General features: G+C 43.8%; 14 protein-coding genes. 13 read left to right on the top strand and 1 reads right to left on the bottom strand.

The annotated features are described in order from the left end of the window. Positions 1-59: 59 nt before the first annotated feature. The 13 genes from KKOR_RS06525 to KKOR_RS06590 all read left to right on the top strand — a co-directional run bounded on the left by KKOR_RS06525 (position 60) and on the right by KKOR_RS06590 (position 13,705). Positions 60-2,285: a heavy metal translocating P-type ATPase gene (locus KKOR_RS06525; RefSeq protein WP_407635485.1), complete on the top strand. Its 2,226-nt coding sequence runs from the start codon at positions 60-62 to the stop codon at positions 2,283-2,285. A 24-nt stretch (positions 2,286-2,309) separates the two neighbouring features. Beyond that, a complete protein-coding gene (locus KKOR_RS06530; protein WP_012801235.1) occupies positions 2,310-2,663 on the top strand; it encodes a cupredoxin domain-containing protein in 354 nt (117 codons plus the stop codon). Positions 2,664-2,956: 293 nt separating this feature from the next. Continuing rightward, entirely contained in the window at positions 2,957-3,241 is a 285-nt protein-coding gene (locus tag KKOR_RS06540; protein ID WP_012801237.1) for a DUF2933 domain-containing protein, read from the top strand. A gap of 26 nt (positions 3,242-3,267) precedes the next feature. Beyond that, positions 3,268-3,909: a methyltransferase family protein gene (locus tag KKOR_RS06545; RefSeq protein WP_012801238.1), complete on the top strand. Its 642-nt coding sequence runs from the start codon at positions 3,268-3,270 to the stop codon at positions 3,907-3,909. Positions 3,910-4,002: 93 nt separating this feature from the next. Continuing rightward, entirely contained in the window at positions 4,003-4,374 is a 372-nt protein-coding gene (locus KKOR_RS06550; RefSeq protein ID WP_012801239.1) for a hypothetical protein, read from the top strand. After that, a complete protein-coding gene (locus tag KKOR_RS06555) occupies positions 4,371-5,903 on the top strand; it encodes a thymidine phosphorylase family protein (protein WP_012801240.1) in 1,533 nt (510 codons plus the stop codon). Before KKOR_RS06550 ends, KKOR_RS06555 begins: the two co-directional genes overlap by 4 nt. Continuing rightward, complete coding sequence (locus KKOR_RS06560) at positions 5,900-6,811, top strand: ribose-phosphate diphosphokinase (RefSeq protein ID WP_012801241.1); 912 nt, start codon at positions 5,900-5,902, stop codon at positions 6,809-6,811. The genes KKOR_RS06555 and KKOR_RS06560 overlap by 4 nt, the downstream gene beginning before the upstream one ends. After that, entirely contained in the window at positions 6,808-8,163 is a 1,356-nt protein-coding gene (locus KKOR_RS06565) for an MBL fold metallo-hydrolase RNA specificity domain-containing protein (protein WP_012801242.1), read from the top strand. The genes KKOR_RS06560 and KKOR_RS06565 overlap by 4 nt, the downstream gene beginning before the upstream one ends. Before the next feature lie 19 nt (positions 8,164-8,182). Beyond that, complete coding sequence (locus KKOR_RS06570) at positions 8,183-8,641, top strand: hypothetical protein (protein ID WP_012801243.1); 459 nt, start codon at positions 8,183-8,185, stop codon at positions 8,639-8,641. 59 nt (positions 8,642-8,700) lie between these two features. Further along, complete coding sequence (locus KKOR_RS06575) at positions 8,701-8,955, top strand: DUF5676 family membrane protein (RefSeq protein ID WP_012801244.1); 255 nt, start codon at positions 8,701-8,703, stop codon at positions 8,953-8,955. Positions 8,956-8,984: 29 nt separating this feature from the next. Next, positions 8,985-10,112, top strand: coding sequence for an acetate and butyrate kinase (locus tag KKOR_RS06580; protein ID WP_012801245.1), 1,128 nt, complete (start codon positions 8,985-8,987; stop codon positions 10,110-10,112). A 14-nt stretch (positions 10,113-10,126) separates the two neighbouring features. Beyond that, positions 10,127-12,493, top strand: a complete 2,367-nt coding sequence (locus KKOR_RS06585; RefSeq protein WP_012801246.1) for a phosphoketolase family protein — start codon at positions 10,127-10,129, stop codon at positions 12,491-12,493. A gap of 78 nt (positions 12,494-12,571) precedes the next feature. Continuing rightward, positions 12,572-13,705 carry a phospholipase D-like domain-containing protein gene (locus tag KKOR_RS06590; protein ID WP_012801247.1) on the top strand — a complete coding sequence of 378 codons (1,134 nt, stop codon included), beginning with the start codon at positions 12,572-12,574 and terminating at the stop codon, positions 13,703-13,705. A gap of 60 nt (positions 13,706-13,765) precedes the next feature. On the opposite strand, the gene KKOR_RS06595 is transcribed toward KKOR_RS06590, so the two are convergent. Further along, a complete protein-coding gene (locus KKOR_RS06595) occupies positions 13,766-14,686 on the bottom strand; it encodes a DMT family transporter (RefSeq protein ID WP_323740319.1) in 921 nt (306 codons plus the stop codon). Positions 14,687-14,714 lie beyond the last annotated feature (28 nt).

Genomic DNA, 14,714 nt, shown 5'->3' on the forward strand with positions numbered 1-14,714 from the left:
AAGAAAATATCAGTTCCTTTGTGACTGTGAAAAGCGAAGAGCAGGGTGCTCAGGTCGGTATGTTGGAACTGTTGGTTGAAGGAGCGAGTTGTGGTAGCTGCGTCAGAAAAATTGAAAGGGCATTGTTGGCTATTCCTGGAGTTGAGAGTGCTGAGATGAATTTTGCTCAGCGTACAGTAAGCGTGACTGGCAATGTAGAGGCATCTGCTTTAATTAAGGCGGTAGAAAAGGCCGGTTATAATGCCAAACTTACCGCTATTGAGAGCGAAGATGATGCATTAAAGGAAAAAGAAAAAGCCGATCAAGTTTATTATAAGCGTTTGGTGAAGGAAACTTGGATTGCCCTCTCACTGGGTATCCCCTTAATGGCCTACGCACTAATTACTGGTGAAGTTAACGTTAACACTACAACAGAGCGTATAGCGTGGCTAATAGTGGGCATATTGACATTTGGTGTTCTCTACTTTTCTGGTAAACATTTTTTTGTCGGTGCCTGGAAGTCCTTTCTTAATCATTCCGCCAATATGGATACGCTGATAGCGCTTGGAACCGGCACTGCATGGTTGTACTCAATGGTAGTGGTATTTTTTCCAGGCAGTGTACCCGATCAGGCACGCCATGTTTACTTCGAGGCTACTGCGATAATTATAGGCTTGATTGACCTTGGTCTAGCGCTGGAAATTAAAGCACGTGGTCGGACTTCGGATGCTATCAAGAGACTGATCGGACTGCAGGCAAAAACGGCTCGAGTGGTCCGTGATGGCAAAGAGTTGGATATCGCCATTGACCAGGTCTTAATAGATGATGTAGTGAGGGTACGTCCGGGTGAAAAAATTCCTGTTGATGGAGAGGTGATTGAAGGGCATACAGCAATTGACGAATCAATGCTAACTGGCGAGCCAATGCCGGTTGAAAAGAGCCAGGGTGATACCATAGCAGCGGGCACCATTAATAAATCTGGTTCGATTCTTTTTAAAGCTACGCGGGTTGGCAAAGACACTGCATTAGCGCAGATTATCAATATGGTAAAGCGCGCGCAAAATTCTAAACCTCCTATTGGCCGCCTAGCTGATGTGATTTCAGCATATTTTGTACCGGTGGTTATGATTATTGCTGTAATAAGCGCCTTGACTTGGCTTAATTTTGGACCTGAACCGGCAGTAGCTTTCGCCATTGTATCAGCTACTACGGTCTTGATTATCGCTTGCCCCTGCGCGCTGGGACTGGCAACACCAATGTCGGTGATGGTGGGTGTAGGTAAGGCAGCGGAGGCAGGTGTATTAATTCGTAACGGAGAAGCCTTGCAAATGGCATCGAAGATATCGGCAATGGTTCTTGATAAAACCGGTACCATTACCTTGGGAGCTCCCAAGGTCACCGATGTGCTGGTGGCCGGTGAGCATGATCAGCAGTCCGTTTTACGGTTGGCTGCAACGCTTGAGTCAGGCTCTGAGCATCCTTTAGCTATGGCTATTGTAGAGAGTGCTAAGGATAGAGGTATCGAAACTGGCAAGGTATCCAATTTTAACGCCATTGCCGGACATGGGGTGCAGGCCGAAGTGGAGGGTAAAACTCTGTTGTTTGGCAATGAAAAACTCATGCACGAACGAAATATTTATCTTGGAACCTTCATTGAAAAAGCTCAATCATTGGCTTCCGATGCAAAAACACCAATGTATTTTGCGGTAGATAATCAATTAGCAGCCATTATTGCCGTGGCCGATCCTATCAAAGAAGACTCAATTGCTGCCATTAAGCGCCTCCAGCATAACGGCATCCGGGTGGTTATGCTTACTGGTGATAATCGAGCCACAGCCAAAGCCGTAGCGGAAAAAGCGGGTATAAAAGAATTTTTTGCCGAAGTATTGCCCGAAGAAAAATCCAAGAAGGTGCAAGAGTTGCAAATGGAAGGCGAAGTAGTAGGTATGACAGGTGACGGCATCAATGATGCCCCTGCTTTAGCGATTGCTAATGTCGGTTTTGCCATCGGTACGGGTACTGATGTGGCCATTGAAAGTGCGGACATCACTTTGATGCGCGGTTCGCTGCACGGCCTTGCCGATGCCATAGCTGTTAGCAAGGCGACATTGCGCAATATTAAACAGAATTTATTCGGTGCCTTTATCTATAACGTGGCTGGTGTGCCCTTCGCGGCTGGAGTTTTGTATCCGTTTTTGGGCATGTTACTAAACCCTGTTATCGCAGGAGCTGCGATGGCATTTTCATCACTAACCGTCGTGACTAATGCCAACCGACTGCGTTTATTTAAAGCGCAGGAACACTAATTTCAAGAGTAGAAGGAAAGCAACATGTTATTGATCAATATTACAGGTTTGGTGTTAATTGCCCTGATTATGTGGTGGTTCTGGCTTTACAAGCCAAAAGAAGCCGTGCTAGGTGACAACGATCTGCTTATTACCGTGGAAAACGGTACCTACTCACCGTCGCGCATTAAAGTTCCAGCTGGTTCTGTGGTTGAAATCAAGTTTATCCGCAAGGATCAATCACCATGCTCTGAAACTTTGTTGATTCCTAAGCTGCAAATCAGCGAGACTTTGCCGCTGAATAAGATAAAAACAATCCAATTGTCCAGCTTGAAAGCGGGCGAATACGACTTTCATTGTCAGATGCAGATGTACCGCGGACAAATTGTAGCGCAATAACATAATGAGGAAAGTAGCAGAAAAAGCCTTGATAATAAACGGGATAAGACGATGTACCCTACACCCGGTCCGTAGTCGAGGCTATTATTTAAATAGCTTTTTCGAAGACCACTTGATCAGGCGTATTCAAAAGGAGATATACACTGAGGAAGAGCAGGTAGTGCAGCTGTTTGTCGATACAGGGTATGTAAATACTGATAGCGAAGAATTGTACCGAACAATGATTTACCGCGGGTTCATGAGAAAAACAGAGCAACGGACAACGATTTTTAGTAACACAACTGAGGTGTGATATGGCAATACAAAAATCATTCTGGTTTACCCCAAAAGGCTTAGCCGCCCTAGGGCTAATAGCTGCAGCAACCTACTTTTTACTAGTCGAGCACAGACAACATGTCTGGCAGTATTCACCCTTCCTGATTCTTTTGGCTTGTCTATTTATGCATTTGTTTATGCATGGTGGACACGGAGGGCACGATAACCGCCATGACCAGTATAAGGACGAGTCCAAGCAAGATGCCAATCAATGTGGCTTAGAAAAGGGTCGCCGAGAGCAAGAACATCCTCATCATGATTAACCCCAACAGAGAATAGGAGAAAAATAATGCACGGAGAGTCAGGTTATGGCCTATGGACACTAGTAATACTCAATTCAGCAATATTTATTTTCTTTGCATTTAGTTTTACCAAGCCGAAAACAAAAACTGATTGGCGTAGCTTTGGTGCCTTCTCTGCATTTGTTATTGCCTTGTTTACCGAGATGTACGGATTCCCACTAACTATTTATTTTCTCTCAGGCTGGTTAACTGAAAAGTATCCTGATATTGATTTCCTTTCCCATGAGAACGGCCATCTACTGCATACCCTTTTAGGTATTGAAGGCAATCCCCATTGGGATCCATTGCATATTGCCAGTAATATCCTGATTATACTCGGTTTCTTCTTATTGGCCTCGGCATGGAACGTTCTACACAAGGCACAACAAACCCGCTCATTGGCCACCACTGGCTGGTATGCGCGTTGCCGCCACCCACAATATCTTGCATTCATTATGATTATGTTCGGATTTCTATTGCAATGGCCAACGTTACCAACCTTGATCATGTTTCCGGTTCTGGTTTTGGTTTATGTTCACCTCGCAAAACGTGAAGAGAGGGTGGCACAACAGGAGTTTGGCGCAGATTATATAGAGTACAAGCGACGGACGCCTAGCTGGATTCCGTTATTTACATCTCATCAAACTTGATTATGGTAGTGGACTGTTGCAAAGAGGTAAGTGGCTCAGAGTAACTGGTTAGATCAAGTGATGCGGTATTCGCAAACCTTAAGGAGCTAAAGTATGAAACATCAAGAACATCGACTCGGCGTTTCAGAAATCAACTTAGTCGCTAGACATCTGAAACTTGAACCCTGTGCTGAGCAATGCATAGAGGCAGCTATTCAAACGATAGACCAGTTGTACGGATTGGATCATATATCCTTTGATGAAGCATCTCAGGTACTGAGCCTCGCTTATGATGCTTCGCGGCTAAGCCTTGATCTTATTGAAGAGATAATGGAGAAAAATGGTGTTGAAGTGAGTCATGGATGGTGGACACATTTCAAAGAAGATTATTACAAGTTTGTCGACCAAAATGTTAAAGACAATGCTAATCATAAACCGTGGAGTTGCCATAGTTCACCTCGGATACCAAGGAAAAAGCAAAAATGATTCGTCAGGTGAATAAAGGAAGTCATAACCAGCTGAAAGTTGTCGACATTGGAATTAACACTCATCAGGAGCCAGTGATTTATATGCGTGAGGATTGCCATATTTGTCGCTCAGAAGGTTTCACATCTAGTTCGCGAATAACTGTTAGTTCTTCAACCCTCTCAATAGTGGCAAGCCTCAACGTTGTTGATAACCATGTATTGGAACAAGGGTATGTAGGCTTGTCGAAGGTTGCCATGCAACGACTTAAACCGGATTTGAATGAGATGGTAACAGTGGGGCATGCTGATGTGGTCAGCTCGTTGACAGCTCTACGCAAAAAGGTTTTTGGTAACACGCTTAACTATACGGAACTACAGGCGATTATTACTGATATCAGTGAGCACCTATATAGTGATATCGAGATCTCAAGCTTTTTGACTGTGTGCGCTGGTGGTCGGTTGCTACCCGATGAAATCATTGACTTGACCAAGGCTATGGTAAATGCTGGTAAAAGTTTACGTTGGCCCAAATACGATCAGGTTTTAGACAAACACTGTATCGGGGGTATTCCGGGTAATCGAACGACCCCTCTCGTTGTTTCTATTGTTAGTGCCGCAGGCCATATCATGCCAAAAACTTCATCAAGAGCTATCACTTCTCCAGCTGGCACAGCTGACACCATGGAAACCCTAACCGAAGTAAATCTCGATCTTTCCGCTATTCAACGTGTAGTTCAGGAAACGGGCGCTTGCCTGTGCTGGGGTGGTGCAGTCAATTTAAGTCCTGCCGACGATCTGTTAATCAGAATTGAACGTGCTCTAGACTTGGATGGTGAAGGTCAGCTGATTGCTTCAGTTCTATCTAAAAAGATTGCTGCTGGCTCTACACATACCATTATTGACATACCCGTAGGTGACACAGCCAAAGTTCGAAACCGTGAATCGGCTGAGCGATTAGCTAATTTATTTACCAAGGTCGGAGCTGCGTGTGGTATCCACGTTCGTTGCATTATTACTGATGGAAGCAAGCCCATTGGTTCTGGTATCGGCCCCGTTGAAGAAGCTCGTGATCTACTTGCCATCTTCAAACGTCAACAGGACGCCTCCCAGGAACTACGTGAACGAGCTTTATTATTAGCTTCTCACTTACTTGATCTGGCCGAAAACTGTGGCCTTGCTTCTGGACTAGAAAGAGCTACGTCGATACTGGAAAGTGGCAAAGCTTATGAACAATTCAAACGTATTCTTAGCGCACAAGGCGGGGGAAAGTCACTTCCCTCTTCACGGTTTCAGCATGTTCAACCCTCAAGTAAAAGTGGCACTATTGTGGCTATTGACAATCGGAAACTGGCACGACTTGCTAAACTAGCTGGAGCACCATTTACTCCAGTGTCCGGCCTTAGACTCCATTCCAATGTTGGCGATAGTGTTACCTCCCAAACACCTTTATTTACTTTGTTTAGCGACAGTCAAGGTGAGCTCGAATATGCGATGTCGTATTACAATGATAATACTGATATATTCTCAATTAGCGGGAGGTTACAATGAAAGGAAAAACGAACCCGATATTATTTTCACTTGAGGAACACCCTCTTGCAAATTCGCTTTGCCGTGAATTAAATTTAATCAAAGGACAATATACAAAACGACTCTTTCCTGATGGAGAGTCTTATCTGAAAATCGACTCAACCGTAACAGATACTCCTTGCATATTGTTAGCAGACTTATCGCGGCCAAACGCGAAATATCTTCCACTCATTTTTTTGCTGGACACGTTACGCGAACTGGGTGCCAAATCTATAGGACTGGTTACACCGTATCTACCATACATGCGGCAGGATCGTCGGTTTGTTGAAGGCGAAGCAGTGACATCACGACTGTTTGCTCGGACACTCTCACAACATATCGACTGGTTAGTGACTGTTGATCCACACTTACACCGTTATTACTCACTGAATGAAATATACAATGTTCCAACTCAAGTGGTTCAAGGGGCTCCAGCCCTAGCCGATTGGCTACAACAAAAACATGATGTACTACTGGTGGGGCCTGATACAGAAAGCGAGCAGTGGGTTTCTGAGATTTCTCGGTACAGCGGTCATCCTTATGTCATTGGTGAAAAGCATCGCTATGGTGATTTCGAAGTCGAAGTAACCTTACCCGATATAGCTCTGCACAAGCATCGAACGGCAGTCATCATAGATGATGTTATTTCAAGTGGAGAGACCATTTTAAAATGTGTTGAAGCATTACAAAAGCAAAATATAAAGGACATTCAATGTGCTGCCATTCATGGTTTGTTTGCTGATGACAGCGATATACGGCTATTACAATCGGGATTGCAGAAACTCTTTACTAGCAACACACTTCCTCACACATCTAATGTGTTTGACGTGACACTGTTACTGATAGAGCCCATCCTAAGCAGCTTGCAAATACAGGAGCTCAATAAATGAAAATCACTTTCCTCGGCGGCACTGAAACAGTTACCGGCTCAAAATTTTTGGTAGAAACCACTACTAGTCGTGTACTGGTTGATTGTGGATTATTTCAAGGCTATAAATGGTTGCGTGAACGTAACTGGCAGGAGCCTCTTTTTGATATTAAATCATTGGATGCCGTAATTTTAACTCATGCACACCTGGATCATTCTGGCTATATCCCAGCATTATACAAGCAAGGATACAGAGGACCAGTTTATACACACCATGCTACTAAAGATTTATGCGCCATACTGCTTGCTGATAGTGGGCACATACAGGAAGAGGATGCAAAATATTATTCAAAACATAAATTAGGCAAACACGCTCATCCACAACCGCTTTATGACAGAGCTACAGCCGAAGAGTCTATGACCTTATTTCAATCGTTGGAATTTGGTGAAATTATAGTGGTTGGCGACTTGTCGTTTCATCTACAATCAGCCGGCCATATTTTAGGTGCAGGTAGCGTGATTCTTGAGGCCGAAGGAAAGCGAATAGGTTTTTCCGGCGATGTTGGGCGTCCAGATGATATATTGACACTTCCTCCCAAACCACTTCCAGATCTAGATCTATTGCTCCTTGAATCAACCTACGGTAATAGACGTCATGATACCGAAAATCCTTATAAACAGCTTGCAAAAATAGTTAATGAAGCAGCGCAAAGAGGAGGCGCTGTGCTGATCCCTAGCTTTGCCGTGGGTCGGGCTCAAACATTACAACATATGCTCACTACACTGATGAAATCGGGTGATATTCCAAAATTACCAATCTATCTTGATAGTCCCATGGCAATCAATGTCTCTGATATCTATTGCCATTATAGCAAACTGCATCGATTGACTGATGAGGAATGCCACCGTATGTGTCAAACGACAACTTATACCCGAAGTGTAGAGGATTCCAAAGCGTTAGCTCAACAGCATTATCCCCATATCATTATTGCAGGTAGCGGCATGGCTAGTGGCGGTAGGATATTACATCACTTTAAACGATTGCTGGGAGATCCAAAAACAACCGTTCTTTTCAGTGGTTATCAAGCTGGCGGTACACGAGGCGCTAAAATGTTAGATGGAGCAGAAACGGTAAAAATTCATGGTAAATGGATACCAATAAAGGCGAGGGTGGAAGTGTTACAGCACCTCTCTGGACATGGAGATTATGTTGAAATCGAACAGTGGCTAAAAAGCTCAGACCTTAAAAAACAATTATCTATCCAGTTAATCCACGGTGATCCAGAGGCGTTAGAGTCTATGCAAAATTACTTGCAGAGCGAGACCAATTTTGAGGTAGATGTCGCAAGTTATCACAGAACATTACATGTTTAGAAATTTAGGAGATCAAAGGATGAATATTAAAACCTTAAAAGATGTACTGCACTGGACCAGTGAGTTTCACCAGCACCTTTCTAATTGCTTAAGCCATTGTGCCAAAAATAATAAGAATATTCGAGCAAAGCTGTACCTAGACTATTTAGCTATGCACGAGATGTCCTTATCGAAGGCGCTGAATAGATCTGAAATAGACAGTGACATTAAAGCACTTGATACTTGGTGTTATGAATATTTAGAAAACCACCCAATTCATAGATATAGCAACTGTGACCGCCCCTTTGCTGAGCTAGATATTGATGAGATCATTACTGAAATTCTGCACATCAATAAACAATTAATTGAGCTATACAAGAACCTATCCGCGCGTACTGTCGCGCCAAGCGCCCAAGAGTTGCTACAAAATATTTTGGAGCTAGAAGAGCATGATGCTATGTTTATGACGAAGGGATTTAATCGATTAAATGACTTGTAAATAGTGCTTAATCAGTTTGGCAAGCAAGAAGGTTGTAAGATAACCTAAGGAGAAAGATCATGAAAATCAATGAACTGAAATTTGGTTTGGCTACGGCTATTTCATTTGGGTTGGTGTGGCTGATTTGTAGTCTGTTAGTCTGGCTTATGCCGTCTCTGATGTTGGGTATTACTGGTCACATGATACATGGTGATTGGTCACAGATGGGATGGCAACTTACACTAAAAGGAGTTGTTTACGGGTTGGTTGGCTGGATGCTTCTGGCTGGATTTTCCGGTTGGCTACTGGCAGTATGTTACAACAAACTTCGCTGATGCAAAATTGATTCGATTGAATAAACCCCATGAAAACTTCGGCTATAGGCATTATTAATCCAGGAAGTGCCACGCTTAAATGGGCAATATACGACTCTATAACAACAGTTGATGTCAGCGCAGAGGGGCAGTGTAAAGCCGATGAGATATCATCGCTATTACAATCTCTAAATACAGCAGGCATCTCAATTTATATTGTCCGTTTTGTTCATGGTGGCCCCAGTTTATTCAAGCCAACTTTGATCACTGAAAGTACTTTAAGGTCTCTGGAGTCGTTAGCTGATCTGGCACCTCTTCATAACAAACTAAGCTTGAAATGTATTGTTCAACTGTTGCAATTAGATTCTCAAGCAAAAATTATCACCGTTTTTGATACCGAGTTTTTCCATGAGTTGCCGCTAACGGCACAGCTGCTTGGATTGCCAATGTCCTTGCAGAATAAATATTCATTACGGCGCTACGGCTTCCACGGTTTTGCACATGCTGGCATGTTGGATTTCTGGCAATCGACTACGTCTGAATTTTCGCTAAAAGTTAACTCTCGTCGCTTAGTGACCATGCAGTTAGGTAGTGGTTGTTCTATGGCCGCGATACTCGATAACCGACCAATTGAGACAACCATGGGATTTACTCCGAGTGAAGGATTGCTTATGAGTACCCGCTGTGGTGACTTAGATCCCGGCCTTCTGACATGGCTACAGAAGCGTGAAGGTTGGACTCCCTTTGAAACTGAAGAGATCTTAAATAATCAGTCTGGGTGGTTTGGGGTATCAGGTGAGAGTGGGAATATGGCAGATTTATTGAGTAGCACATCGCCACAAGCTCTATTAGCTGTTGAGCTCTTCCTCCACCGAATCCGAAAAACCTTAGGTAGTTATATTGCTTTGCTGGGTGGGCTTGATGGCATTGTCCTCAGCGGTGGTATTGCTGAGAATGCAGTATCACTTTGTTTGCGCATACTGCGAGAACTCGAATTTTTCAACATTCACGTCATAGAGCCGCAGACTGAGAAGTTTCCAACAACTCTTGGTAATCGCCAAGCCTTGTGCTTGTCCGTAGATAATAACCAAGGTGTCCAATGTTGGATCATGAAAGGTAACGAACATCAAACCATGTTGCAGTCTGTTGCTCGCTGCAAGTGGTTTTACAAACTCTAATAAAGGGGAAGTTGATGTACCCAATTAATGAACAAGACCTACATCGCATTCAACAGCGTGCGAACTTGTATCGTTCACATTATCCAGCTTTTGCGCGCTGGGCCAAAGGATACGGTGTTATCCGACATACCGACGAAACCCAGGTACGAGTTTTCGACTTATGCCAGCAGTTACTATGTCATGGACGATATGCAAGATTTGAGGATATTGTAGCTATATTGTGTGCCGCTGATCGACTGGCGAGTGCTTCCATGTGGCTGGTTACACATATGACTTATGCTAGAAATGTATATCTGGATGGACATGAGCTTAACAACGAAGATTTCAAAGAGAACCCTCAGGGACACACTGGGGGATCGCTTAATATGGTTCCTGGTTATGTGGGATACCTTGCAGCTAACGTGCTAGCCGGCCATACCAGAAGCTGGTTGATGGGACAGGGGCACTGTGTGGCTGCAATTGACGCAGTCAATGTTTTGCTAGGCAATGTGTATAAAGAGCAAGAGGAGCGCTATTCACTTAACGAGCAAGGGTTATCTCGTTTGGTGCGAGACTTTTATGGCTATGCTACTGATGAAGATGGACGTCCTGAGGCGCCTTTAGGCAGTCATGTGAGCCCACACACAGCAGGCGGGTTGATCGAAGGTGGATATCTTGGGTTTGCTGAGCTGCAGTATGTTCATATGCCGTTACCAGGTGAGCGGTTAGTTGCCTTTATTAGTGATGGAGCGTTTGAGGAGCAGCGAGGCAGTGACTGGGCTCCTCGCTGGTGGAGAGCGGAGGACTGTGGTTTGGTTACGCCTGTGATGATTGCCAATGGTCGCCGGATTGATCAACGCTCCATCATGTACCAACAAGGGGGGCTCGAGTGGTTCTACAATCATTTACAGCATAATGGTTTTAGCCCAATAACAATTGATGGTAGGGATCCTGCAGCATTTATTTGGGGAATCTTTGAATCAGAAAATAGACTCTCGGCTTGTGCAGAACAGATTGCTTCTGATCAAATGCATTACCCAGTAAGGCTACCTTATCTGATCGCGGAAACAGTAAAAGGATACGGGTTTTATGGTGCAGGAACCAATGCCTCTCATGGTACACCTTTGCCTGCAAACCCTAGATACGATGCTAAGTCCCGGACATACTTCAACCAGTATGCGCAACAGTTATATGTACCCAAAATTGAACTTGACTTAGCAATTAGTGCATTCCTCACTCATGATATTGATCTGCGGGTCAGGGAAAAAGATCATGCCCTGACACAACGTAATCCGCATATTAATGAGGTACCGAAGGCTGGCTGGCTGCAAGTCGGAAAGCTCGAATCACCTATGATTGCAGTGGATCGTGAGGTACGCGCTCTTCTGGAAGCTAATCCTGAGCTCAGGCCTCGTTTGGGCAATCCAGATGAGCTACGGAGCAACCTTATGAACCTAACACTAGACTACTTGAATCATCGGGTATTAACACCAGAAAAAGGGGTTGCAGAGTCGATACATGGTGGGGTGATTACCGCCCTGAATGAAGAGGCGGTTGTCAGTGCTGCTTTAGCAAATAAGGGGGGAATCAATCTGGTTGTATCTTATGAAGCTTTCGCCGTGAAAATGCTGGGCGCTTTACGGCAGGAGATTATTTTTGTTCGTCATCAAAAGGTATTGAACCGACAGCCGCAATGGCTTTCTGTGCCCGTTATTGTAACATCTCACCTTTGGGAAAATGGTAAAAACGAACAATCCCATCAGGATCCAACTTTTGGCGAAGCTTTTTTAGGTGAAATGAGTGATACTTCCCGGGCTATATATCCTGGTGACAGCAATACAGCGATTGCTTGTATTCGTGAGTGTTATAGAACTAGGGGGCAGATCTGGGCGCTCACTATACCCAAACAGTCGCTGGAAACATTTTTTACTCCTGAACAGACCAAAATGCTGTTGCAGTATGGTGCATTCACCCTATTTGGGGAAGGTGATATACAGCTGGTTGCTGTTGGTGCCTACCAATTGCGCGTTTGCTTCGAGGTGCATCAGCGGCTTAGTGCGGCAGGAGTCAAAAGTTGTGTCACCTATATGATCGAGCCAGGACGTTTCCGCAATGCAAGAGATTCGCTGGAAAGTTCTTTCATAGTCGACGATGTTACTCGAGAAAATTTGTTTCCACCAGATATAGCATTACGTGTATTCGTCGCTCACATGCGACCTGAAACTCTGGCAGGCATTTGTCGGCCTTTAGATCTCGGGATCAGCAAAACTCTCTATTTTGGATTCATTAATCACGGTGGTACATTGGACACACAGGGGCTGTTAAAAGCAAATCACTCGGATACCGACAGCGTTCATACAGCGATTTGTCAAAGACTCTTAAGAAATGAACCTAGACAGTGAAAATGGTCATAGACTGTCCCACTGATTTCTTTTTCGTGAGCGAGCTGAATGCTTCAGGGTGATAACATAGGTCTATAAATGAAAAGTACTAGCTGTGAAAAAAAATGCGCCCCCAATAAAGGTGAGATATCGACTTCACCCTCTGTTAATAGCTTTCAGTTATTTACAGAAGGTGATGATCTATACTCATCCATGTTGACCGCAATAACTGGAGCCAAAGAAGCTATAAGGCTTGAAAGCTATATCTTTTCTGATGACTCGATAGGGAGCCAATTTTGCGAGGCACTTGCTGAACGGGCTAGGGCTGGTATCAAGGTAAGGGTTCATATAGACGCGGCAGGTTCATTATTTTGGTTTTCGCGTAAAATGCAACACCAACTACGTAGCAACTATGTTGAGCTTCATTGGTTTCACCGTTGGAGTTGGCACAAACCTTGGCGCTATAATCGACGAAATCATCGCAAGTTACTTGTAGTAGATAACCATGTTGCCTTTCTTGGTGGATTCAATATTCATAAAGAAAACTCTCAAGCTATGTATGGAGATTTGCGTTGGCGAGATACTCATATAAGCATCAGAGGACCACTTGTTGAGGTGGCTTCACAGTTGTTTGACTCATTTTGGCAACGTCGCCTGTATTGGTTACCCGAGCAGGAGCAGGAGCAGCAGGGCGGTAGACTGCTACACAATCATACTCGGACCTGTCGTCACCGTCTTCGATGCATATATAGTGGTGCGTTTGCGAATGCCAAAAAGTATATTTATCTTACAACACCATATTTTGTCCCCGACAGTTATACGCTTGAACAATTACGCAAGGCCGCAGAGCGCGGTGTGGACGTCAGATTATTACTCCCTCGTAAGAGTGATGTGCGTATTACAAGCTGGGCCGCTCACCATGTTTACGCTTCTTTATTTGCGTTCGGAGTAAGGGTTTATGAGTACCTTCCAAGAGTGCTACATGCAAAAACTGTTGTTATTGATGATGACTGGATTATAGTGGGAACTGCTAACCTTGACTATCGTAGTTTATTTATTAATTACGAAATTAATCTAGAAGCTACAGATCGGAAATTGGCGGCAGAACTAAAAGAGCAGTTCTTACAAGATTTATCACAGTCGGAGTTCATATTATCTAGAAATTGGGAGCGGCGTGGGTTAAAGTCGCGTTGTTTGGAGCTGCTTGCAATAATCTTAAAACGATGGCTGTAAGCATATTCTTTTTTAGTATGAGTTGATTTGAGCGTTAGCCATAGCTGGCTTCCTATATCCTCAAACTATCCGGTTTCTGGATGATAATATTACAAGCGGTATTGTGCCTATGATCATAAGTATACCCAACCATTGTACTAAAGATAGGGATTCGGAAAAATATACTAAGCCAAAATAAAGCCCAAAAACTGGAGTTAAAAAACTATAAATATTCAGTTTATAGAGTGGAGCCTTGTCCATCAACCAGAACCACAGAATAAATGGCAGGGCAGTTCCCGGTAGCGCTAATGCGAGCAATATCCAAGTATAGTCCCAATTAAAAGAAAAGGGTAACAAGGGAACTTGAAATACCGTGATCAACCCTAAAGGAATTGACCCCAGCAATAGTTGAAAACCCATGGCATAGAGAATGTTGATACTATTGGCCATTTTTTTTAGTAGAACGTTACTGATTGCAATACCTAAAGCTGCAATAAGAACAAATAAAATACCACTTACAGGTTGGCTCCCAACTGTCAAAAAACTTTCTACGCTAATGATAATAACACCTGTAAATCCGAGTATTGTACCAAATAAAGCCAACTTTCCTATGCGCTCCTTCAGAAAGAACCATCCAAGAATGCCAGCTATCAATGGCTGCGTATTCGTAATCACGGTAGCCAAGCCCGGTGTTATTAAGCTCCCTGCGTAAAACATTCCCCAAAAACCGATACTGGTTGCAGTGATGCCAATGGCTATGATGTAACCGTATTCTTTTATTCCTTTGGGCACGGGGCGATTCAGAAGTCTAGCAATACAAAGCAGAGTAATTCCTGCTATCACGGATCTAAGGAATGCGGTTAGCATTATAGGAGCATATGGCAGACTGAGTCGAATAAGTGGATAACAAATTGACCAAAGTGCCATGACCAGAACAGCTATTAAAGTGGTGGAGTTTAGAAAAGGATTTGTCTTATTAATAATAGCAATGCTCCAATCTATGCGTAGCGTGCTTAGATAAAAAAATTAG

Source organism: Kangiella koreensis DSM 16069 (assembly GCF_000024085.1).
Taxonomy (GTDB): domain Bacteria; phylum Pseudomonadota; class Gammaproteobacteria; order Enterobacterales; family Kangiellaceae; genus Kangiella; species Kangiella koreensis.

Coding starts and splice junctions, on each gene's coding strand:
- KKOR_RS06525 (WP_407635485.1), top strand. CDS start 60: ATGTTGGAACTGTTGGTTGAAGGAGCGAGTTGTGGTAGCTGCGTCAGA.
- KKOR_RS06530 (WP_012801235.1), top strand. CDS start 2,310: ATGTTATTGATCAATATTACAGGTTTGGTGTTAATTGCCCTGATTATG.
- KKOR_RS06540 (WP_012801237.1), top strand. CDS start 2,957: ATGGCAATACAAAAATCATTCTGGTTTACCCCAAAAGGCTTAGCCGCC.
- KKOR_RS06545 (WP_012801238.1), top strand. CDS start 3,268: ATGCACGGAGAGTCAGGTTATGGCCTATGGACACTAGTAATACTCAAT.
- KKOR_RS06550 (WP_012801239.1), top strand. CDS start 4,003: ATGAAACATCAAGAACATCGACTCGGCGTTTCAGAAATCAACTTAGTC.
- KKOR_RS06555 (WP_012801240.1), top strand. CDS start 4,371: ATGATTCGTCAGGTGAATAAAGGAAGTCATAACCAGCTGAAAGTTGTC.
- KKOR_RS06560 (WP_012801241.1), top strand. CDS start 5,900: ATGAAAGGAAAAACGAACCCGATATTATTTTCACTTGAGGAACACCCT.
- KKOR_RS06565 (WP_012801242.1), top strand. CDS start 6,808: ATGAAAATCACTTTCCTCGGCGGCACTGAAACAGTTACCGGCTCAAAA.
- KKOR_RS06570 (WP_012801243.1), top strand. CDS start 8,183: ATGAATATTAAAACCTTAAAAGATGTACTGCACTGGACCAGTGAGTTT.
- KKOR_RS06575 (WP_012801244.1), top strand. CDS start 8,701: ATGAAAATCAATGAACTGAAATTTGGTTTGGCTACGGCTATTTCATTT.
- KKOR_RS06580 (WP_012801245.1), top strand. CDS start 8,985: ATGAAAACTTCGGCTATAGGCATTATTAATCCAGGAAGTGCCACGCTT.
- KKOR_RS06585 (WP_012801246.1), top strand. CDS start 10,127: ATGTACCCAATTAATGAACAAGACCTACATCGCATTCAACAGCGTGCG.
- KKOR_RS06590 (WP_012801247.1), top strand. CDS start 12,572: ATGAAAAGTACTAGCTGTGAAAAAAAATGCGCCCCCAATAAAGGTGAG.